At 34.0% G+C, this 23,221-nt stretch carries 19 protein-coding genes and 3 pseudogenes; 9 read left to right on the top strand and 13 right to left on the bottom strand.

Translation table 11 applies throughout. The features are described from left to right. Positions 1-2: 2 nt before the first annotated feature. The 7 genes and pseudogenes from JSQ73_RS06450 to JSQ73_RS06415 all read right to left on the bottom strand — a co-directional run bounded on the left by JSQ73_RS06450 (position 3) and on the right by JSQ73_RS06415 (position 5,515). Complete coding sequence (locus JSQ73_RS06450) at positions 3-686, bottom strand: hypothetical protein (RefSeq protein ID WP_214250161.1); 684 nt, start codon at positions 684-686, stop codon at positions 3-5. A 20-nt stretch (positions 687-706) separates the two neighbouring features. Further along, positions 707-1,924 carry a phage tail protein gene (locus JSQ73_RS06445; protein ID WP_214250162.1) on the bottom strand — a complete coding sequence of 406 codons (1,218 nt, stop codon included), beginning with the start codon at positions 1,922-1,924 and terminating at the stop codon, positions 707-709. Between the two features lie 6 nt (positions 1,925-1,930). Then, positions 1,931-2,728, bottom strand: a pseudogene (locus JSQ73_RS06440) (baseplate assembly protein). 9 nt (positions 2,729-2,737) lie between these two features. Continuing rightward, positions 2,738-3,073, bottom strand: coding sequence for a GPW/gp25 family protein (locus tag JSQ73_RS06435; protein ID WP_214250160.1), 336 nt, complete (start codon positions 3,071-3,073; stop codon positions 2,738-2,740). Between the two features lie 5 nt (positions 3,074-3,078). Beyond that, entirely contained in the window at positions 3,079-4,707 is a 1,629-nt protein-coding gene (locus JSQ73_RS06810) for a PAAR domain-containing protein (protein WP_214250159.1), read from the bottom strand. A gap of 37 nt (positions 4,708-4,744) precedes the next feature. Then, the gene (locus JSQ73_RS06420; protein WP_214250158.1) at positions 4,745-5,197 is read right to left on the bottom strand and encodes a hypothetical protein; all 453 of its coding nucleotides are present in this window, start codon (positions 5,195-5,197) and stop codon (positions 4,745-4,747) included. Positions 5,198-5,257: 60 nt separating this feature from the next. Continuing rightward, on the bottom strand, positions 5,258-5,515 hold the full coding sequence (locus JSQ73_RS06415) for a hypothetical protein (RefSeq protein WP_214250157.1): 258 nt from the start codon (positions 5,513-5,515) through the stop codon (positions 5,258-5,260). Between the two features lie 4 nt (positions 5,516-5,519). Between JSQ73_RS06415 and JSQ73_RS06410 the strand changes: the two are divergent. Next, a pseudogene (locus JSQ73_RS06410) lies at positions 5,520-5,678 on the top strand (baseplate assembly protein); the annotation flags it as partial. Here JSQ73_RS06410 and JSQ73_RS06670 read toward each other — a convergent pair. Together JSQ73_RS06670 and mgtE are read right to left on the bottom strand one after the other, a co-directional pair. Beyond that, entirely contained in the window at positions 5,614-5,745 is a 132-nt protein-coding gene (locus JSQ73_RS06670; RefSeq protein WP_255701072.1) for a hypothetical protein, read from the bottom strand. The pseudogene JSQ73_RS06410 and the gene JSQ73_RS06670 overlap by 65 nt on opposite strands. A gap of 840 nt (positions 5,746-6,585) precedes the next feature. After that, entirely contained in the window at positions 6,586-7,956 is a 1,371-nt protein-coding gene (mgtE, locus tag JSQ73_RS06405; RefSeq protein ID WP_214250155.1) for a magnesium transporter, read from the bottom strand. A gap of 154 nt (positions 7,957-8,110) precedes the next feature. On the opposite strand from mgtE, the gene prfB reads away from it, so the two are divergent. After that, a protein-coding gene (gene prfB, locus JSQ73_RS06400; protein ID WP_234301751.1) for a peptide chain release factor 2 occupies positions 8,111-9,212 on the top strand; the annotation gives its coding sequence in 2 pieces (ribosomal slippage) (positions 8,111-8,176 and positions 8,178-9,212; 1,101 coding nt in all). A 174-nt stretch (positions 9,213-9,386) separates the two neighbouring features. On the opposite strand, the gene JSQ73_RS06395 is transcribed toward prfB, so the two are convergent. Continuing rightward, on the bottom strand, positions 9,387-10,673 hold the full coding sequence (locus JSQ73_RS06395; RefSeq protein WP_214250153.1) for a Na+/H+ antiporter NhaC family protein: 1,287 nt from the start codon (positions 10,671-10,673) through the stop codon (positions 9,387-9,389). A gap of 173 nt (positions 10,674-10,846) precedes the next feature. On the opposite strand from JSQ73_RS06395, the gene JSQ73_RS06390 reads away from it, so the two are divergent. The 3 genes from JSQ73_RS06390 to JSQ73_RS06380 all read left to right on the top strand — a co-directional run bounded on the left by JSQ73_RS06390 (position 10,847) and on the right by JSQ73_RS06380 (position 14,233). Beyond that, on the top strand, positions 10,847-12,286 hold the full coding sequence (locus JSQ73_RS06390) for an ankyrin repeat domain-containing protein (RefSeq protein WP_234301750.1): 1,440 nt from the start codon (positions 10,847-10,849) through the stop codon (positions 12,284-12,286). 21 nt (positions 12,287-12,307) lie between these two features. Beyond that, positions 12,308-13,201, top strand: coding sequence for an ankyrin repeat domain-containing protein (locus JSQ73_RS06385; RefSeq protein WP_234301749.1), 894 nt, complete (start codon positions 12,308-12,310; stop codon positions 13,199-13,201). Positions 13,202-13,309: 108 nt separating this feature from the next. Next, on the top strand, positions 13,310-14,233 hold the full coding sequence (locus JSQ73_RS06380; RefSeq protein WP_214250152.1) for an RluA family pseudouridine synthase: 924 nt from the start codon (positions 13,310-13,312) through the stop codon (positions 14,231-14,233). Between the two features lie 7 nt (positions 14,234-14,240). Here JSQ73_RS06380 and JSQ73_RS06375 read toward each other — a convergent pair whose 3' ends face one another. After that, positions 14,241-15,503, bottom strand: a complete 1,263-nt coding sequence (locus tag JSQ73_RS06375) for an MFS transporter (RefSeq protein WP_214250151.1) — start codon at positions 15,501-15,503, stop codon at positions 14,241-14,243. A 177-nt stretch (positions 15,504-15,680) separates the two neighbouring features. Here JSQ73_RS06375 and JSQ73_RS06370 point away from each other — a divergent pair, with 177 nt between their 5' ends. Then, positions 15,681-16,313, top strand: a complete 633-nt coding sequence (locus JSQ73_RS06370) for a glycoside hydrolase family 25 protein (RefSeq protein ID WP_214250150.1) — start codon at positions 15,681-15,683, stop codon at positions 16,311-16,313. Between the two features lie 98 nt (positions 16,314-16,411). Here JSQ73_RS06370 and aspS read toward each other — a convergent pair whose 3' ends face one another. Then, positions 16,412-18,214 (bottom strand): aspartate--tRNA ligase, encoded by a 1,803-nt coding sequence (gene aspS, locus JSQ73_RS06365; RefSeq protein WP_214250149.1) that lies wholly within the window; start codon positions 18,212-18,214, stop codon positions 16,412-16,414. A 133-nt stretch (positions 18,215-18,347) separates the two neighbouring features. Here aspS and JSQ73_RS06360 point away from each other — a divergent pair, with 133 nt between their 5' ends. Further along, positions 18,348-19,724 (top strand): ankyrin repeat domain-containing protein, encoded by a 1,377-nt coding sequence (locus JSQ73_RS06360; RefSeq protein ID WP_214250148.1) that lies wholly within the window; start codon positions 18,348-18,350, stop codon positions 19,722-19,724. A 61-nt stretch (positions 19,725-19,785) separates the two neighbouring features. Here JSQ73_RS06360 and mutS read toward each other — a convergent pair whose 3' ends face one another. Continuing rightward, positions 19,786-22,296 (bottom strand): DNA mismatch repair protein MutS, encoded by a 2,511-nt coding sequence (gene mutS, locus JSQ73_RS06355; RefSeq protein WP_214250147.1) that lies wholly within the window; start codon positions 22,294-22,296, stop codon positions 19,786-19,788. A 113-nt stretch (positions 22,297-22,409) separates the two neighbouring features. Between mutS and JSQ73_RS06350 the strand changes: the two genes are divergently transcribed. Next, a complete protein-coding gene (locus tag JSQ73_RS06350) occupies positions 22,410-22,871 on the top strand; it encodes an ankyrin repeat domain-containing protein (protein WP_234301748.1) in 462 nt (153 codons plus the stop codon). Positions 22,872-23,042: 171 nt separating this feature from the next. Then, positions 23,043-23,174: pseudogene (locus JSQ73_RS06345) on the top strand (IS5/IS1182 family transposase); the annotation flags it as partial. Positions 23,175-23,221: the final 47 nt, after the last annotated feature.

Below are 23,221 nucleotides of genomic sequence, written 5' to 3'. Positions count from 1 at the left end.
TTCTAAAAAGTTACAACAAATGAAAAAGTCTCTCTTGTGGCCGATGTTCTGATAAGTGGTACGGTGTGTTCTAAAACTAACAAAATTCCAGGATTTTCCACGTCTTTTGGCTCAAAATATCTCTGCCCAGATGACACTTTTTCCTTTACCTTTGTACCAACCATAACCCCGAGCTCCCTTATTACTTGATTTGCTGAGTCCGTGAAATCGAAAGTGAATTTGAGAAAAAGATTATTAGTTGGTACATTAGAGGGTTTAAACCTACCTGTGGGAGTTAGAAGCTCTCCATCATCACCAGTACAAAAGAGTATCTCATCAACAACACGACGTCCAACTTCCTTAATTAATGTTGCAGAAGTAATTAGTTCCGGTGGTGTGTCTTGAGTGTACTCTATAGTGATTACGCTATCTGCTATAATTGCACCATTTTCTACACGCTCAATAGTGCCTAAGCTACTATCAACTATATAATCTATGCTTGACTGATAAATTGTTTGCCCTGTATAAACTTTTACATCTTTAATAGTGTGGTGATCTAAACTTATCTTGCCGCCTGCTGCAAAAGTTTTTTCAACTTTGTAGCTGCTTTCCCAGGTAGAATCTCCAGATCCCCAAGCAAGATGTATCGGTTGCTCTTTTATGCTCGCAGCAATAGCTGCTCTGCCTGATTGTGTGAGTACTGACATAGTTGATTGTGCAGTTGATATTATGTATATACAAGATACGTAGAAAAAACGTCCAATTTTTTTGCAATAATAGGATCAAAATCTTTCCAAGGGCGATGTAAGTGGCGATGTTCATGCCAAGTAACCATACCTAGATAGAATGCTGCTACATAATTTTCTAGCTCATGAATGGGATCTTTCTGTTTTGAATCTGAATCATTTTTACAATCAACGTGATATTCCACTAAATTAGACTCTATTATTTTTTGATCAGTAAAATTCTTCGCTTCATAGTAATAAGTTATACTAAATCGCTCTAAAATTGGTGTACGTTGAAAATTCCAAATCTGCTCAGAAAGTTTATCTTCACTTAAGTGAAATGTATGCTCTATTTCTTCATAAGTAGTTGATGCAAAACAAGCATTGATATCCCCTAAATTCCAACTATCTGACAATACTATCAATGCTTTAGCAAACTTAATTTCTGGCAATAAACTCTGTAGTAGAGGATATAGTGCTTCTAAGTTGTACCACTCATGATTTCTTTCATATGTACCGTTGTAATTCTTCGTGTGAGGCTCTGTCTCTCCTAATGTTGCAACATCTAATCTATATAAATCATTACTGTAACTTCTATCATAATGTGATCTAAAAGTGCCAAATTTAAATCTTGGATTTCCTATTTTCAGCTCAAATGAGTTTTTTCTTCCAAACGATAATACTGGTCCTTCTTTTGCTATTTTTACACCTGAGTAGTCTGAAAGAAGATCTTCAAAAATACTTTCATCTAACATAAACCGCTGAGCATTGTAATAGTCATTGAATATTCGCATTAATCGAGATCTTGCCAGTGCAGAAAGTTTTGCCAGAGCAATTACACTATCGACAAAAAAGTCATTAGGAACATCAGAGATGCCAATTTGAAATTCAGCAAAATGCTCTCCTGGTGGTTCTTCTTGAATGGTAATATTATCAATGTTTGCCCACTTCAGCGCCATCTTCAGCAACTGTGGTGTACCGCGCAAACGTTGAAATCTTATTCCGTTTTGCTTAGCTAAGACCCATTCTTTTAATGCACTCTTAGTAACTTTCTTACCCCAGGATAAAATTTCTCCCAATCCGTATTCCGCTACTAGCAACGGCAACATTTCAGTCTGTGGGTTAAATTTAAATCCCCGTAGAGAATTTGCATCAAAAGAATAATTAATTATGTCTGTAAGTATTTGCTCTTGCTTTGAAGCATTTTGAGGAAGTATCACCAATTTTTACCTAACACTTAAATTATTGAAAGTAACGCATTCATTATCTTGCACGACGATGTCTTCTATCGGCTCTGTAAGCTCTATATTCTGCATACCTTCTATAAAGAGGTGGGCAATAATCCATGATCTGGTAACATTCTACCCTAAACCTTTAGCAGATTCAAGATCTTTGATAAATTGTTCCTTTGCAGCTTCGATAACATCTTTGGATGCAGTAGGGTAAATATGCACTTTAGCATGAATAGTAATGGGAATAATACCACAGCCAATAACTGTAAGCGTATCTGTTAATACACGAATATCATCACGAATAACGTGATTTCTGACGATCTCTAGCAATTCTTCTGAAGGTACTCCATCATTTTCTGTGGAAAGTATTGAAATCTGTACACTTCCTGGTATAGGTGATACCACTTGCGCATCTTTTACTCTCGTGTCAGCAGATAATGCATGATAGCGATAATGCTCTTTACTCCCTGCTGTTGACCAACCAACAATTTTGGCTTTTACCCGCTTCCTTAAGTATTCATCATTCTCTGACTCCTTTCTCAGCACACCATAAAATTCAGCCAAGTGATCAAGGTCATTACCTCTTGCAAAACCAAGTAAATTTGCCTGTGCTGCATCATTAATCCTTTGCCTAAGCAAAAGTTCACGCCAGGCTGCTACTTCCAGTATCTTTATTGCTGGATCACTCTCAGTTAGAGCAGAAAAACTTGCATCTCGATGCACTAACTCTTCTTTCATTCGCGAAAGGATTTCCTCAAATTTTAATGTTTCGACAATATTTGGTGTTTTCATTCTACTGCCTTATACTATAATACCATCAAGGCGGATTGGCTTTCCATTTGGCAGATAGATTCCTTCTAAAATGAGAGTTACTTTACCTTCTTTTATTTCTGTTATTTGTACACGTTTAAGCTTAAATCGACGTTCCCACTTTTCTAATGCTTCTGCAACTGCAGCATAAAGTTCTTGTGCAAAACCAGGTACAATTGGATGATCAATCAGCTCAAATAACCTTGATCCATAATCTCGGCGCATAACACGAGTGCCAATTGGTGTAGTTAAAATATCAACTATTGATTGTTTTAACTGCTCTATACCACTTATTGTTTTACCAGTTTCAGAATTCATACCACGCATATTATTTACCCTGCAAAGACATTGTTACTTCCTTGTTCTGCTATTGCTCCACAAGAAATTAGGTCACCTGTACGAGCAATAGCTTTGCCATTTACAAATACTGAATTTGATCCCTGAACAAGAATTACATTATTATGAATTGGTAGTTCAGGATTAGTAGTAGATGAATGTTCGAGCCATCTGTCACCTTGACGATATACAGGCTTGCCGTTTATAAACACGTTTCCACTACCTTCTACACAGGGGATTTGTGGGTAAACTACATGTGCATTACACATATCACCTAATCGAACAACTTTTCCCTGTTCTGTCAGACTTAAGCCTTTGATGCGTTTTTCTACTCTACCTAATTCTGAAGGTTGTAGTCGTTTTTTCCCTAATACTGAACCTGTTTGACTCTCTGCTTCTTCTGACTCATCTTTGCTTGAGCATGCTGATTCATATCCACTTGATTCTAATGATAATTCACTTTGAGAGGTATGTTCGATGTTACCGAGTATTGTACCATAATAAATAAGTTGCTCATTATTTTGAGCACCTGCATTGAAAACCATGTACGGTTCTGTAAACTTCTTTTCATCACTAAAGGTCTTAAGATTAGTTTTATACTTCTCTACCTGTTCTTTTGCTTCATTAAATTTGTTTTGAGAGTCTATTTTGCCTTCTGCATATTTAAGTTCTATTACTGTAATTTTATGCTCGTTGTTGTTTTTCCCAAATAGTGAAACGACTACATCTATTCTTCCTTGGCCTGAAGGATTTGCCTCTGTAAATACCAAAGTTTTTTTGTCTTCTTTCTTATAATTCATCAACAAACCTTGCATAACCGCTTGAAAGTGGCTTTCTGACTCTATCAATCCTCTATGCGAAAACAACGCTTCTTTCAGTAATTTTATGGTTTCATTTTGACTTTCTTGATCCTCTTTCGTAACATTTTTGCTATCTCCTTCTTTTATATCAAAAAAGCTATCTAAAGTTATGTTTTTAATTTCTGATGACTTACCTTGATATTCTTTCTCTGAGAAGTCGTTAATACAGTTAACATTGATTTCTAATGATTTTGTTTCTACTGACTCTAAATTTACTTTTATGTTGAATTCTGTGTACTTATTGTCTTGTGAAGTAAAAAAATATCTACCTTCAAAACGAACTGGTTTTTTGTGTCTTGTTACAGGTATACCAGTTCCTTTATATTCTATAATATTAAAAACTAATGCTTTGCTCTGTTTTTTAATTAGGAAGGTACTGATTTGGCCACTTTTTACTATTACTTCGTTTTTGCCATCATAAAAAGATAAATATTTGTCATCGTGAATAAAAATATGCTTACTACCGTTTGGTACTTCTGCAGCCAGCATTTGTCCTAAAATTAACCTACTTAGGTAATTTTCTGTTCTTACTCCAGAAGATGCAAAGTATAGGTATTTTATTTCTTTTTCTATTTTTTCCTTTAAGTCATTTTTAATGTTATCTCTTTTTGCACTATCTGTGGTTTTAAGTAGATCATTTATTCCGTTCAACAACTCGTTTATAAAGCCTTGTGACTGATATATTTTTTCTTTCTTCGTTACAACTGGAGGGTTAAGAGTAAAATTTACTCCCACTATTACTCCTTGTTCAGCAGAGGTTCTCATACTAAGAGGAGTGTATAGATAACCTCTGTCCTTTATCCTATTTTATTGCTTTTTCTACAGTTTCGTCTTTTGCTTTAAACTCCACTACCACAGGTATTGCATTCCAACTTTTATTTTTTTTACGCGAAATTAATATCAAATCTGTATAACCTTTACCTTCTATACGTTCAACATAGCAGTCAAGGTCATACCTATATTTGAAATTCATTGCTAGAAAACCATAAACAAAGCCATGGTATGCTGACTCTGTTTTATCAAGCAACTTCTCATGTTCTTTATATATATCAGCAAGTTTTTTACAAATTCCTTCTATAGCTTTCTCTACTTTATCTATTTTAAGATTAGAAAGTTCTGATAAAAGATCGTCAAAACTGTTACTGCGTGATCCTAAGTTAATCTCCTTAAATTCCTCATTTGCTGTATCTGAAATTCGTGCTTCTTCGAATGCTTGGTATAATTCCTTTCCTTCTAATGTTTTTAGCTCTTCCACCTTCAACTTAAACAGCTTAATTTTTTTTTCGTCCTTTTTTGATATTTCCTCTTCTTCTGCTCAAATGTGAAATATTTTACCACTAATATCGCATCCATTCATGAACACGCTTTCTAATGCTCTTTTTTTAAATTCTTTTAACTCATTGCTATTATAGTGCTGAAGCAAAGAAATATCTTTGGCAGTAGTAACCGTTCTGAATATCAGCTTGTTTTTTCCATCATTACTAACCTTAAAAATTAATTTTAGTGTTGTAATTTTAGCATTCTCATCTTTTATAATTTTCCAAAATATGTTATTAACAATGATGTTTTTCATCAATGTGTCAGAAGAGCTACTTAAAATTGTAAAAAAGCAGGTTACTAGAGATGATATAAGGGTTTTAACTGATACAGTAACAGTGATAAGTTGCAATATTACGGAAATAGATATTCACAGCAGAATGAGCATAAGTCCTGTAATATCGTCCTCTTCCTGCAAGACTTCAGATCTGCTACAATAATCTCAAACTTTCCTCGACTTATATCACTTGGATATAAACTTCCCATATCCTACTTTATCCTCTCATTCTATCCCTTTTTTGAGATCACGTACAGTCTCTTAGAACATTCAGATAGTTTTTCCTTGAATTCTTTAACAAAAGTCTTAACAAAAAAAGTTGCTTTTTTCACTATTTCATCACTTGTAATGCTTATACAGCTAAACATTTCTTCATCAGTCGATGTACTGCTGCTGCCTATAGATGAAGATCTTGTTACTCTAGGGCTCTCTTGACTTCGTCAACACTGAAGTTCTTCACTAGATAATATATTTTCATAATCAACTATTGCTGATCCAGCATCTACATAATCCATTTGATTATCTGCTACTTGTTCTCCTATATTTTCTTTACCTAACATAAAGCCGCCTATATTTTAATATTCATATTTTGATTGTTTTGTCGTAAACCTCTTTTCTGAAGATTGATTTCAACATTTGATTCTTATGCAGCTGTACCAAAACAATTTGCTGTAGAAACCTTACGGTAATCCTAAGTGACTTTAATTGCTGAGTAACAGTGTGCTTTTCTTTTGACTTCTGACTAAAATAGATGTATTCTTAAAAAATCCAGAATTGCTTTCTGAGTGATATACATAATAAAATGCATCTAACTCACACCCCATGTGTTCATTACGTTAGACTGCATTGTAGCTAAAGAGATCTAGCAAAGCAAGAATTTTTTTGCATACTTTAGCGTTTTATTTTAGTTTTTATTTTAAAACTAAAGCAGCTCAGTTTCATGTATTTTTATTTCTTCATCGACTATTATTTTTCTTCTTCAATGCATCTATGAGTAATGATAACGTGGCCGGTAAAGCTTGTAAAGCAATTTTTTTATATAGCAAGATTCAGCTATTTAATAAAAAGATCGTGGCTAGACCAAAAAATATAAGAGCTGACAGAATATCAGTTGTTGCTGATGTTAAGATTGAAGACGAAACAGCAGGATCGGATCTTAAACGATGAAGCATTATAGGAATGAAAGTGCCGATAAATGTTGCAATAATCGACATTGCAATCATGGAAACTACGAAAATGATCTCTACTTTTAAACTATGGAACCTTATTGCTAATACTACAAGCGAAATTGTAGATAAAATCACTCCATTTATAAGACCTATTAAAAATTCTTTCATCAGTATTCTTTTTGCATTTTGCTCAGTTAGATATTTTGTTGCGATTGCCCGGATAGTTAGTGTTACTGTTTGGGATCCTGCATTTCCGCTCATCGATGCAATGATTGGCATAATTATTGGCAGTACTATAAAACTTTGTATTACGTTATCAAAAAAGCCAACTACTATAGAACATATTGTTGCAGCTAAGAGGTTAAACAGTAACCAAGGTAGTCTTTTAATTATAGTTTTATGTATAGGGGCATTTATATCAGATTTAGAAGATACACCGCTTATTTTAAGCACATCCTCTTCTGCTTCTTGTTGAACAATTTTGATTACATCTTCAATAAGGATTACACCTATAATTTTACCATTCTTATTTACTACTGGAGCTGATAATAGAGCGTAATCTTTAAATATTCTTGCTACTTCTTCTTGGTCCATTCCAGTTTTAATTATTTTTATATCTTGACTCATTATCTCTTTTATTATTGTTTCTCCTGAGTGAGATATTACCTTATTTAAGTTGAAAATGCCTATGGGTTCTAATTTTGAGTTAATGATGAAAATTTGATAAAATGTTTCTGGTATTTTTTTATAGTTGCGCAAGAATTCCATTAGCTGATTTATCGTCCAATAATATGGAGCTATAACCATATTTTTATGTATCAACCTTCCTGCACTTTCTTCTGGGTATGATAACAATTCCTCTACTAATTTTTGAGTTGCATTGGGTAAGTAGTTAAGTATATTTTCTATAGACTTTCTATCTAAATCTTTCACTATAGCTACTATGTCTTCTATATCAAGAAGCATTAGTAACTTTGCTGTATTTTCTATTCCCAATATTTCTATGATCTCTACTTGTAAATCTGGTACTACATGTACTAAGGCATCACTTAACAAATTTTGATCGAGGATATTAACTAATTTCTCCCTGTGATCACTGATCGAAGTAGATAAAAAATAAGCTAACTGAACGCTATCTATCGTTTTTACAATATTACGAACATTCTCTAATTCTTGATTATCGAGAGACTCTATTAAATCATCAATAGCCTTTTTGTCTAAACCATAATGAGAACTTATTTTAATATTCATTACTTTACCTTATTTTTTAATAAATATACACACTTGATTTTATTGAACATTCAAGTATAATAAAATTATTTTGAATTAACTATTATATGGTTAAATTTCTATTTTGTTTGCTGTTATTGTTAGTGATAATAAATATATTAAAGTCTAAAGTATAATGAAAACCCATCCAGAAATCCTTGAATACTTTCAAGGATTAAATAAAAGTATTTCTCTTATCAGGAGGTGTCTTTGACATAGAAAAATTGAAGTTGCGTCTTGAAAAGCTGGATTCTCAAGCGTCGAATGATAATCTGTGGCAAGACAATCAAAAAGCACAAGAAATTTTAAAAGAACGCTCTAAAATTAAGCATGACATAGAATCGTTTTCAAAGCTAGAAAGCGATTATAACGATGCTATCAGCTTGATGAAATCTGCTATTGATGAGAATGATGAAGAATTTTTTTCTGAAGTTAAAGGTGAGTTAGTAAAGCTAGAGAAATTAATCAAACTTAAAGAGACAGAATCCTTATTTACTGGTGAAGCAGATAACAATAACTGCTTTTTAGAAATCCACTCAGGAGCTGGTGGAACAGAGAGCAATGATTGGACTGAGATGCTCATGCGCATGTATACAAGATGGGCAGAAATTTATCACAATTTTAAAATTGAAGTTGTAGAAAAATTAGATGGTGATGCAGTTGGTATAAAATCTACAACAATAAAGATCATCGGAGAAAAAGCTTACGGGTGGGCAAAAAGCGAAAGTGGAGTTCATAGATTGGTTAGAATATCACCATTTGATGCAAATGGTAAACGTCATACCAGTTTTGCAAGTGTAGGAGTAAATCCAGTAATTGAAGATTCAATAGATATTGTTGTGGATGAAAAGGATTTAAAGATCGACACTTACCGTGCTTCTGGAGCAGGTGGTCAGCATGTAAATAAGACTGAAAGCGCGGTACGTATTACGCATATTCCAACAGGCGTTGTAGCTCAATGCCAAAATGGTCGTTCTCAACATAAAAATAAAGATGAAGCACTTAAACTACTTAAAGGACGTTTATATCAAATTGAATTGGAAAAAAAAGAACAGAAAATGGCCGAAGAATATGGCAAGAAATGCGATATAGGTTGGGGCAGTCAGATCAGATCGTATGTTATGCATCCATATCAAATGGTAAAGGATTTAAGGACTGGACATGAAGTTGGCAATATAAATTCCGTTTTTGATGGCAATATAGATTGTTTCATAGTTAGTGTATTGGAGTTAAAATGAGATTTATTAAAAAGCTAAGTTTTATGCTCTCCTAATAAGGGGAAAAGAAAACCAAAATCTATTGAGAAAAATGGAACAATTTTGTGAATATATCTATTATCCAAGTAGCTGATGAAAATGGCAATTCGTTTCTTATGGGTACAAAAATGTAATATGAAGAGAAATCTTCGTACATTAAGTTGTAGCCGCGCAACGTCTGCCATTGATGATTATTTCACCTACTGTAACTGCTGCTAAAATAAAGCAGTAATAAACTTGTATTAACAAAGAAATAGGTGAGACAGAAGCAATGCTACCTGCTAGCAGCAGCTGGGAACCATAAGGCAAAATGCCTTTTGTAACGCAAGCAAAAATGTCTAACAAGTATGCACTACGGTATGACGGAATATTATGCTTTTGCGCGAGCCTTTTTGCAATATCGCCACTTAATAAAATAGCAATGGTATTATTAGCAACTAAAACAGTAAACATAGATGCTATGCCCGCTATTACAAATTCAGCTTTAGTTTTTGTGATATTGCTTTCATCGATAAGTTTGTGTAATGCCTTTTGACCCTGCTTGTACATTATATGACTCAATCCGCCAATAAATAGAGCAAATATCACTATCTCGTTTACTTTTTTGAAACCGTCATATATGTCATGAGAGAGTTGAATGATAGTATAGTCAAAAAAAGTCATCCCTAATACACTAGCAACAATTATATTTATAGTTATTGTTACTAAAGTAGTAACTTCAAATAACCCCATGATTATTAAAGAAATATAAGGAATAATCTTTATTACTGATAAATAATCTAAATTTGATGTAGGAATAATTTTTGTACTATCTGCCATAATTGCCAGATAGACAAGCGTTATAATGCTGGCAACAAATGCTACTTTAGAATTCACTTTAAGTTTATCTTTTATCGTGGCCCCCTGTGAAGAAACAGATGCAATAGTAGTGTCAGATATCATTGAAAGATTATCACCAAATACGGCACCTCCAACTACAGTTGCAGTTCCTATTTCAAGACCAAAAGCCCCACTTTTTGCTAAGTTAACAGCTATTGGTACCATTAATACAACAACTCCCATAGACGTACCAATTGCAGTTGATATAAAAGCGGAAGCTAAAAATATTCCAGGCAGTAATAATCTTGCTGGAAGGAAATTGAGAATTAAATCAGCAACAGTATCTGCACTACCAATTGATTGAGTCACCACAGAAAATGCTCCAGAAAATAGAAAAGTTAAACACATAGTAAGGGTGTTTTTATCGCCCATACCCTCGATGAAAGTATCGATGTTACGTTGAATTTTACCTGCACTGCATGCAACAGCAAAAAATAGCGCCGGTAATAGGCAAATTACCGGTGAAACTTGGCGAAGCGGATTATCAATTCCAATAAAGGAAAAATAGACACCACTTCCAAGGTATAAGATTAAAAAAATAACTAAAGGAAAAAAAGCTGTCATTTTACTGCCTTAAAACTTATGATTATAATCAATTAAGTGGTTTCAGGCAAGCTTGGTTTTCTGTAAGTTAATAACAGTCCTTTTAGACTCTCAAGTTACGCTATGGAAAATGCGTTGACTATTCTACCATAATATATAGCATCAAAAAATACTCTATAGTATGAGGTAAAGCTATGGTAATGACATATGAACAGTTGAACATAATATTAGGTATAATTGATCAAGAGGTAAATTTAAGTAAAGACAATGTAATTGAAAGAATAAAAGAGCTATTAAAGGAAGTAAAGATACTAGGGCAAGCAGAAACATCAAGAATGTTAGAAGAGATATCGCATGGATTAGAAGTATCAAGCAAGATTAAAAGAGTACAAGAGACACAAGAGCCATTAAAAAAGAGACTAAAGGTGGTAAATGTACCGCAGACAAAAGAAGAAGCAAAAAAGATACTAAAGGAGTCAAGGGTATCAAATGCGCAACAAATGATAAAAAGAATGCTAAAAAGGTTAGGTGTACAAGAGACATCAGAAGAATCAAAAGCAGTGGCGCTAGAGGATGTGCTAAATGTACGAAAGATCTCAGAAAAGGTACCAGTGATGCTAGATACACAAAAGATACTAAAAACATTAAATAGACTAAAGAAAGAAAGTAAAAATGTGTATAAAGAGTGGAAGAAAGCCAAATTTGATGTAAATTATTGGTTTGAAATAGATTGTTTGCATGAACGCTTTTCATACACGTTATTATATTTAGCTATTGATTTTAAGCTGAGCAATTTAATAAATGCTATGCTTAAAGTAAAAGGAATCGATATTAATGCACCAAGTCCGTTTTCCGAATGGACTGCTTTACATTGGGCTGTTGAAGATAGGAACACAGAAGTAGAACGCAAGCTAATAGAAAAAGGGGCAAATGTTAATCAGTTGGATTCATCTCAACGAACTACTGTATATCAGCCATCTGTAAATGGCGATATAGAAATAACAAAAATCTTAGTAATGAATAAGGTAAATCCTAATGTGGAAGATCTGATGAACTTGACTGCTTTATATAAAGCTGCCAGGAATGGCCATAAAGAAGTAGTAAGGTTCTTAATGAATAATGGAGCAGATGTTAAGAAGAATGGGGCGCTTAAACTTACTCCTTTACATATTGCTGTTGCAAATGTTGATAGAGCAATGGTGGATTGTATAATAAAAAACGACAAGAATATTGACAAAAATATTGAGATAGTAGATGTATTTGGATGGACTCCTGTATATTGGGCTGCTATAAAGAACGATATTTCAATATTAGAAGCCCTATTAAAGTGCACATCAGAACATGGAGCAGATGTTAATCTAGAGGATAATTTAATTGGACGATCTCCCTTACATATTGCTGCTACGAATGGTAATGTGGAAGCAGTAGAGCTCTTAATAAAATATGGAGCAAATGTTAACCATAAGGATGCATGGGGATGGACTCCTTTTAATTGTGCTGTTACAAAAGGCAATAGAAAAGTAATGTATTATCTAATAGCCCATGGAGCAAGTATTGAGACGAATGATCCACAGAAAATATTACTTTCTATTTGTCCATATAATCATCTAGAAGCAGTAACTACTATGATATAACTTGGAATATGGAAGGATGTGATGAAATTGATGGGAGCTGAGTTTTTACGTTGTGCTGCCAGACATGGTGATACACTAATGGTACATGCTCTATTAGAAGCTGGAGTAAATGCTAATGCAGGTGATGATTTAGGATCAACTGCTTTACATAAAGCTGCCAAATATAACCATCCGGAAGTAGTAAGGATCTTAATTTTATATGGAGCAAATGTTAATGCGCAGAATAACTTAGGGGAATCTCCTTTAACTTATGCTGTCGAACGTAGAAACTGGATAGTAGTAATAACCTTACTATGCTATGGCGCAAATCCTTCATTGCCTGATAATTGTTATGAAACTGTAAGAGATTTAGCTAAACTTCAAGGTATAAGTAATCTTCTAGTGGAAGCAGAACAAAGAGCACTAGCTATACTTACACAGCTTGACTTAGAATCAAGTATACTCAGAAACAGATCATTACTGATAGTGCAACACATAGCATCATATATGTTGAGAGAAATAGAATTACATCCATCTATCAGCTTTGAATTTATGATAAGAGATCAAGCTAATCAAATTGAACAATTACAGTATAACGCTAAACTTAATGAAAAAGGAGTAGCATTTATAACTGACCACATTAAATGTGTGCAGTTAGGGACTACCACTAAAGCGTGTCCAGCTGAAATGGATGGAGTAAAAGAACAAATATTACATAGTCCTTGCAGGTGGTCATATCGCACTAAAAATGTTAATGTAGGAAGAGTAATATCTTTAGCTAACGGCATTGAGTGTACGAAGTTAGGGCCTAACACTGAAGCGCGTCCAGGCCCTAGTACTAAAGAGCTTAATACTCACCTCTCTATGATCGAGAAATTATCATTGTTACTACTTTACTCAGCTGTAGGAAAATATGAAGCTGTTATAAATAGTTAAATAATCCTCTAAATTCCAGCACGTAGCACTTGATGCAAATAGCTGAAACTGAGGAGTACATTAGGTATTTTAGATTTTAGTTTACACAATAAAATTTTTATAAGTAAGATGTCAGAAGGTATCAAAACCATATTAGTAGAAGACAATAACGTTAGGCTCGATAGGTACATTAGAAGAATTTTTCCCAATTTGAAACAATCTGCAATTGAGAAGTCTTTAAGGAAAGGATTAATCAAGGTTGATAATTGCACGGCAAAATCCAGCGATAGGGTAAGCTCTGGGCAAACTATAATGATAAGATACTTAGACTATATTGAGAACACTAATTCTGACTGCAAATATAATGAAAAGTTAGTGAATCTACTAAGAGAGAACATATTATATGAAGACGAATATATACTAGCTATAAACAAACCCGCAGGGGTCATTGTTCAAGGCGGCATAAAGGTAAAAATTAGCATTAGTGATTTACTTGACCAAATAAGAGAGGGAGAAATATTTAAAATTGTCCATAGACTAGATAGAGATACGAGCGGAGTGATAATATTCGCACGCAATGCTAATGTTGCCAGATACCTTATGGAGGAATTTAAAGAACGGAGGATAAAAAAAACTTACCTAGCATTAACTTTTGGTATACCAAGCAAAGATAATGGAACAATAGACTACCCATTGGTAAAAAAATATATTTCAGGACAAGAAAAAGTAGTTATTAATGAAGATTCACCTCAAAATGCCACTACGCATTTTTCAATTATAGCAAGGTTAAAACATAATGTTGCTTATTTAAAATTACAACCAATTACTGGCAGAACTCATCAATTACGTGCACATTTAGCCCATATAAATTGTCCTATTCTTGGTGACGGTAAATATGGCGGTAGAAAAGCTTTTATTGATGGAGTAGCAAATCAGATCCATCTTCATTCGCATTCTTTATCTTTAAAACTACCAAATAACAAAGAAATTACCATTACTGCCCCTATCCCTGGGCATATCGAAAAATCTATAGAAATGCTATCTTTTGACTGAAAAGATTTCACCAATCAACTTTTCTGTCTTTGGCTTTGATTTGAAGCACAGATATTAAGCTAATTAACGCACAAACAATAAGATAAATCCCTGCTGCAAGTTTTGTTTCGGTTTTTTCTATAATCCACATGCATATCGATGGAGAAAGACCACCAAAAATACCTGCAGATATGTTATGTGCGATGCTAAAGCCGGTGCACCTAACTTTTGTTGGAAATAACTCGCAGGCAAGAGAATTATATATTCCAAAAGATGCACCTATCGGCACACTTATCAACAGAAAAGAGAGCGTGACAATATAGTGGTTATCATTTGATAATAGCGAAAGTACCGGCAAATCGGCGCAAGCTAGAGCTACTAATGTAGGAATCATTACATTTTTTCTTCCAACTTTATCAGACAGTATTGCAAATAGCACTGCGGACGTTCCAAATGTAATTTCAACTATAATCCTTACTACATTTTTAATATCAATACCTGACAGAGTAAGCGCTTTTACAGATATGTTATAAAACATTATTACCGAATAAACGATTGCATTTTGAGCGATACCAAGCCCAATTGCTAGCACAAATGCCTTTTTATAATCCCTGATTAATTCTAAAAATGGAGAATCAGATAAGTTTCTATTTTGATCATGAATTTTATATGCTAAGCTCTCTTCCATTATATATCTTGTTAAAAAGCCTATTATGCCCATAATGAAGCAGAAATAGAATGGCAACCTCCAGCCCCAAATTTCATAATTTTCACCTGTAAATTTTTTGCAAACAGCTATCATTACAAAGCATGTAATAGAACCAAGAGCACCACTAAAAGCTTTCATGCTACCTAAAAAGCCTAGATTTTTTTTATCGCTTGAATGCTCTATTAAAAAAGCTGAATTGATACTTGTTTCTCCACCTGCTGCCATTCCTTGTGTTATTCTACAAAGCAGAAGCAGTATAGGAGAAAATATTCCTATTTCTTTAAAGCTTGGTATAATCGCAATTGCAGTAGATGATATCGAAGCTAATATTACGGAAGTCAGCAAAATTTTCCTTCTGCCGTATTTATCTCCAATGTAACCAAAAATAAATGCACCAAGTGGTCTAAATCCAAATCCAATTGCAAAACTGCCAAGAAATTTGATTGTGCTTAAATAATCACTTTCTGAAGGAAAAAAAACGTTGCTTATTATATGCGTTAAAACTCCAAACAGAGTTACTTCATACCATATAATCATATTGCAGATTATGCTTGATAGTATTGCTTTTTGAATATTGTTCATGATTTTTAACTCACTATAACTTAACTTACTAATAACAAGTATTTTTGTCTATAGATTGTAGTTTAGAATTTTGTAACTGTTTTAGTATAAAATTGTTTACAATATGCTCAAAAGATATTCATTAAATTTTCACTATTATATTTTATATTCAACATTTATTGTAATTATGAGGTTAGTATGAGTGAAAAAGGTATAGACGTATCTCATTGGAACGGAGAGATTGATTGGTCGAAAGTTGCAAAGGATGGGGTAAGGTTTGCATTTGCTAAAGCAACTGAGAGAGAAACTTCTCAAGACACTAAATTTGGACAAAATTTTCAAAGTATGAAAGATAATAATGTGCAAGCTGGGGCATATCACGTATTTAGGATGAACTCAACACCTAAAGGTCAGTTGAATAACATAGTTAACGAATTTAAAAAAGCTAATTTTGAGCCAGGTACAAATAAGTTAGCTGTTAGTGCTATAACTGGTATTTGCGAAGGAAGAACAACAAAATGTGATGATCTTACAAAACACACTAACACACAGAGAGCCAAAAAACTTCATTCTTTATTGACTCAATTGAATGAAAAAGGATACAGTCCAATTGTATATGCTTCACCAAAAACGTGGAATGATTACTATACACAAAAAGAACATAATTTTTCTCACTATCCATTATGGGTTGCTGATTGGAGAGGAAGATCGGAGCCTGAATTACCTAAAGATTGGAAGGATGCAGGTAAAAACTATACTTATTGGAATTACATCTCTCAAGGAAAAGTAGACGGAATAGAGGGCCAAGTCCCGCTAGACCAAACGTTTTGATATCCTAAAACTATAAAGTAGTGCTAGGGCCTAGCACTACTTTAACAGAATTCAATATTCTTGTTTTTTCCCCACCTAAACTCAAGTTATATACAACTTTATTCAACAATCTTTAAAGATAACTCACGTAAATGCTTATCCTCTACTTTAGAAGGAGCACCCATTAGAACATCTTCACCTTGCTGATTCATAGGAAAACAGATTACTTCACGAATGTTCGGCTCATCAGCAAGTAGCATAACCATTCTATCAACCCCTGGTGCTATTCCACCATGAGGTGGCACTCCAAACCTAAATGCACGCACAAGCGCACCAAATTTTGTATCAACTTCTTCTTTACTGTAGCCTGCAATGGCAAAAGCTCTGTACATAATATCTAGTTTGTTATTACGAATTGCTCCACTTGACAGCTCTATTCCATTGCAAACAAGATCATATTGGTAAGCAAGGATATCCAGTGGATTCTTTTCTTCTAAATCTTTCAAGCCACCATGTGGCATAGAAAATGGATTATGAAAGAAATCAAATTTTTTATTTTTATCGTCATACGCAAAGTAAGGAAAATCAATCACCCAACAGAATTTGAAGATATTGTCATCTATAAGACCTAGTTCTGATCCCAAAAGAATACGCACTTTCCCTGCAATTATTGCTGCTTCATTTTCCTTATCAGAAGCAAAAAATACACTATCTCCAGGTTCTATATTTGTTATTTCTTTTATGGAATTTAACCTATTGTCATCAAGGAATTTAGCAATTGGTCCTTTTGCAATTCCATCTTTATCGAACGTTATATATCCAAGACCTTTAGCACCGAATTCTTTTTGTGCATGTTCTATTTTTTTATCAAAAAAGCTACGAGGTTCCTCTGCTGTTTTAGGAGCAGGAATGGCTCTCACTACCATACCGCGTTCAATATTGCTTTTGAAAATATTGAACTCTGAATCACGGAAAATTTCCGTAACATCTCTGATTAATAACGGATTGCGCAAATCTGGCTTATCAGAGCCATATTTGAGCATTGCATCTTTGTATGTAATGCGTGGAAAATCTTTATCGACAGACTTGCGAGAAAATTTGGCAAATACTTTGTATAAGCTAGACTCAATAACCTGAAATATATCTTCTTGAGTCACAAAAGACATTTCAAGGTCGAGCTGATAAAACTCCCCAGGAGAACGGTCAGCCCTTGCGTCCTCATCACGAAAACAAGGTGCAATTTGAAAATATTTATCAAACCCTGAAACCATAAGCAACTGCTTAAAAATCTGTGGAGCTTGTGGTAATGCATAGAATTTACCAGGATTTAGTCTGCTTGGCACTAAGTAGTCACGTGCACCTTCAGGAGAAGAGGCAGTAAGTATTGGAGTTTGAATTTCCAAAAATCCTTGCTCTATCATGAGCCTCCTGAGCTCTGAAATGATCTGTGAACGCAGAATAATGTTATTACGAACCTTTTCACGTCTTAAATCAAGAAAACGGTATTTAAATCTCATGTTTTCTGGGTATTCTTGCTCGCCGGCGATACTTGCTAATATACTCCTTTCTTCTTTTGCTATTTCTTCATCACAGTGGAACTCAACTTCCGATTCAACTTGTAAATTACTAACTATAACTTCAATTTCTCCTGTGGAAATAGAGCTGTTTACCGTATCTTCAGTTCTAGCTTTGACTGTTCCTGTGACAGTAATCACACTCTCTGATTTTAAATTTGAAATTTCATTGAAAAAGTTTTTATCATTATTGAACACTAGCTGAGTGATTCCATAAAAGTCTCTCAAATCAACAAAGATTAGGTTACCATGGTCACGTTTGCGGTACAGCCACCCAGAGAGAGTAACTTCCTTTTCTACATCATTCTTCCTTAATTCATTACACTCGTGAGTTTTATAACAGTTCATTTAATTGAAATTTCTAAAATACAGAAAGATTATAAAATAAATTAACCTTTGGGCAAGCTAATATCTGAAAATCCTTTACAACCAATTCTGATTTTAATATAGTTTCTTTATTTATGTATGTTGAGGTATACTTATGAATTCTGAAGAATTAGAAGAAATGTTGGCTAAAAAAAAGAAGGTGGATGTTGTAATAAAAGATCTTGTTGATACTGTTACCAAAAATGATTTAGAAAAAGTAAAGTCAATTTTTGAGAAAAATAGTTCCATTATTCGAGATGTTGTTACTGACGTTAATTCCCGAAGAGGTACAAATTTATTAAAGTGTTCTGCTAATAACAAAATGGCCGAATATCTAATAGAAAAGGGTATAAGCTTTAGCGCTGCAGTCAAAAAGGCAGTTCAAAGAAGAGATTTAGAGTCAGTAAAATCAATCTGTCAGGTGAGTAGCTTAATAGCTAAAGATGAGTTACAGCAAGATTCTAATTCACTAGAATCTGCAACTTATGATCACAAATTTAATGATAAAATTGCAAAGTATTTGATTGAACAAGGTGCAAACCCTAATGCAACTGATCATCTTGGTCGTTACTTACTTCATCTGCAAATTGCAAAAAGCAATTTCAAAGGAGCTAAGGCTTTAATAGAAAACGGTGCGGATGTTAACTTAATAAATCAAGAGGTAAAAAGCTATCGGAGATTAATTATGGGTGGTAGTGAGTTGAATGGTGAAACTGCGTTGAGTTTTGCAATTAGAAAATATTACGAATATAAAGGCATAGACGATCAAAAATCTGATGAAACCTTAAAATTTATAAGTTATTTAATAGAACAAAAAGCAAACTTAAATATCAAAAATTGTAATGAGATGGTCTCTTTAGATATTGCTATATTTCATAATTCTCCAAAGATAGTAGAATTATTGATAAAAGCTGGTGCTGATCTTAATGTTGGAAGGGAAAAAGCAGAAGGTGTTTTAAAGTATGCAATTACTGAAGGGCATATAGATATAGGGAAAGCTACAATTCGATATATTTTGGAACATGACTCACACTGGTTAACAACTTCAAATAAACCAGATCTTCTCAATGACCAACAAGAGTTATCAAACTATTGGGATGAATATAAAGCTCAAGTTAAAGAGCTTCATGATATAGTGGAAGATAGAATTTACTTGATTGGTGAACGCTCTACCCGTCCTATAATGAGAACAGTGAGTGGCTTTTTAGATCATGAAAGTAGAAAAAATCTAGTAAAATCATCATTCATATCTAGTGCTGAGGCACCAGAAAATTTTTGTCCGAGAAAGCTGGCTGTTATAAGTTTAGCTGCAATAACTTGCGCTTTAGCATTATATTTTCTTGCTCCATTAATCATTGGGTCTTCTGCTGGAATTGGTACTCAACTAGCATTAGGAGCTGTAGGTGCAGTTGTAGGTGGTGTAATTGGAATCTTGACCAATGTGGCAATAGATCAATGCTACGTTAATTCAGCTACTCAGAAAGCTGACTAAAATTAAAGCGCCATAGATTGCTAAAACTCCATAATTGTGGAGTAATATAATGTTACTTTCCTCAAGCCTTTAGCTCCTTAAATACTTCTCTTGCTCTGTTTAAAACAGAATCAGGAAAACCAGCAAGTTTTGCTACATGTATTCCATATGACTCATCTGCAATGCCTTCAATTACTTCATGTAAAAAGATGACTTCTCCTTTCCATTCTTTTATTTTCATACAAAAACATTTCACATTTTCTAAGTATTCACCTACTTTAGTCAATTCATGATAATGAGTTGCAAAAATGGCGCGGCACTTATTTACATTGTGAATATGTTCAATCACCGCCTGTGCAATAGATAATCCATCATACACCCCTGTGCCCCTACCAATTTCATCAAGTATCACCAAGGAACGGTCCGTTGCCTGATTTACTATCGTTGCTGTTTCGATCATCTCTACCATGAAGGTAGAATAACCAGCTATTATATTATCCTTTGCGCCAACCCTGCTGAATATCTTGTCAATCACTCCAATATGCGCACTCTCTGCTGGCACAAATGACCCCATGTGAGCTAAAACTGCAATGAGAGCGTTTTGCCTCAAGAAAGTGCTTTTTCCAGCCATATTAGGACCAGTAATTAGATGTATATCAGCTAAATTGATGCTATTTGCAATGAATTTATCGTTAACTTCAACCACTGGATGTCTTCCGCTACAGATATTGAACTCTTTGCTGTCATCAATGATGGGTTTTACGTAATTATTTTGCACTGCAAGCTCTGCAAACGCGGTTCTAATATCAAGTTTTGCCAAAGCATTTGCAGCAAGAGCAATTTTTTTAGATTCTTTAGCGACTTCACTAAACAGTTCACTAAAAATTTTCATTTCTAAGCCGATTGCAGCATCACGTGCCGTAAGAATTTTATTTTCTAGTTCTTTCAATTCATTAGTAGTGTAGCGCATGCTATTTGCTAAGCTTTGTCTATGAATAAATATATCCGAAGTTATTTTGTGATTTGCCGACACTTCAACGTAATAACCGAGTATGTTGTTATGTAATATTTTAAGTGCGGCAATACCAGTTAGGTCGCGATAAGATTCACGGAGTTTGGTTATTAGTTTATTACTATTATTTAATATGTAGGATAACTCAGATAATTCTGAGTTGTATTTTGAGTGAATAAATCCTCCTTCTTTCACGGAACTGAGGTTATTATCAAGTATAGCACTATTTAACAGTTCAAATAGGTCTTTATGATTGCCAAGTCTTTTATGTATTGTGCTTAGTTCACTTTCGTCACTACTTATCACCTGAGTAGTAGATACTGGTTCCTTTTCTCTGTTCAAGCACTGGAATGACATCTGAGAGTTAATTTCTAATTTTTCACTTAAACAATAATTATGCAAGGTAGACAGAAACTCAGACAACTCTAAAGTTTTTCCTAGGCCTATTTTTAATAGGTTCATATCCTTTGGTGAACCACGCCCTAGTATTAAGCGCGATAAAGACCTCTCAATATCTGGAATGTTAGATAATATCTCTCGTATTTTTCTGCGTGGCTCATGATTATTTACAAAAAATTGAGCGGTGCTGAGCCTCAAATTAATTGCCTTAGAGCAAGCAAGGGGTGAAGCGAGCATTTGTTTGAGCAGGCGTCCACCAGAGGCTGTTACTGTGTGATCAATAACTGAAATTAGTGAACCTTTCTTTTCACCAAATTGAGTTAAAAACAACTCAAGGTTTCTCCTTGCTGAAGCATCAATAAGTATGAAATTTTGTTGCTTATAGGTTTTTGGGAATTCAAGCCTTGGAATGGAGCCCATTTGTGTTACTCTGACATATTCAAGTAGTGCACCACACGCCATGATTTCTACTTTGCTGAAATTTCCTATACTCCCAAGTTCCCTGATTTTATAAAACTCGCATAACGTTCTGTGAGATTTACTATACTCAAAAAAGCTCTGTGCGTGTTGCGTAATTGATATTTTATAATTTTTTAAAATTGATCTAATTTTTTCGTCCTCAGTAAATTTTTCAGAAATTAATAATTCTCTTGGTGATATACGCAATAAATCACTATCTAGAGCTTTCAAACTCGTTAAAGTGTGAAAAAATTTTCCCGTCGATAATTCAAGCCAACTAATAGCATATTCGTCATTTTGTTCAACTATGGATGCGAGATAATTATTGCTTTTATCCTCCAGTAGTGAATCTTCTATAATTGTACCTGGAGTTACAACTCGCACTACATCACGTTTTACTATGGATTTATAGCCCCTCTTTTTTGCTTCATCAGCAGTTTCTAATTGGTCACAGATTGCTACTTTGAATCCTGAATCTATTAGCTTGTGCAGGTAAGACTCACTACTGTGTGTTGGCACTCCACACATTGGTATTTCTTGTCCATTTGAATTGCCCCTCTTGGTTAGCACTATATTCAGCAATTTCGCAGCTTTAATAGCATCATCGAAAAACAATTCATAAAAATCGCCCAGTCTATAAAACAATAGATGATCCTTGTATTGAGCTTTCAAATTTAAATATTGCTCCATTACAGGGGTATTTTTTTCTCTTATTAAGTTCATAACATTTTTAAATATGTTAGCAGCAAACCACTTACTCTGGTGTTGGTTATTTTATTATGGATAAATATTTTTTTTTAGCTATAGTACAAAAACAAATAGTTTGAGGTAGAATTATGAAATATGAACGGTTGTTAAAAATATTAAGGACAATAAGTAACTTAAATGAGAACAATATAATCGAAAGGGTAAAAGAGGAATTGGAAAAAGAAGATCCAGACACGTATAAAAAGTGGCAAGATAATGGATTTAACATAAATTATACATTCGATGATCAAAATACATTGTTACATATAGCTGCTAGAAATGATCTTGTAAAGATAGCAGAGCTTTTAATAAAAAAAGGGGGTAATGTTAATACAGCAGATCAAGATGGGTTTACTCCTTTGCATTGTGCTACTATCAATGGACATGAAGAAATAGTAGAACTCCTATTAGAGAAAAGGGCTAATGTTGACGTAGCGTGTGAATACGGGCGTACTTCGTTATGCTGGGCTATTAGAAATGGCTATTCAGAAATAGCAAGAATTCTACTTGAAAACAAAGCAGATCCTTTATTGGGACATAAAAGCTTTTAATTGAATTAATAAAAAATGATTTTAAGCTCTCTAAGAGACTGTACGTGATCTCAAAAAAGGGATAGAATGAGAGGATAAAGTAGGATATGGGAAGTTTATATCCAAGTGATATAAGTCGAGGAAAGTTTGAGATTATTGTAGCAGATCTGAAGTCTTGCAGGAAGAGGACAGGTTGTTGAGAGATCTTCTTTTGCCTGGTTGCAAAAATGTAGGCGACTTTGGAAAAATTGCGAGCGGAAACTCAACACTAGCCTGCAAATGGTCGTTCTTGCTTTCGCTGCTTTGCTTCTGAAAAGATTATGAACAGGTTCCTAGGAAAAGAGCTAATCTTGATATAAAGGATAAAAAAG

The organism is Wolbachia endosymbiont of Anopheles demeilloni, assembly GCF_018491735.2.
Lineage (GTDB): Bacteria > Pseudomonadota > Alphaproteobacteria > Rickettsiales > Anaplasmataceae > Wolbachia.
The sequence above is the reverse complement of the archived record's forward strand: the minus strand, read 5'-3'. Positions and strand labels throughout refer to the sequence as shown.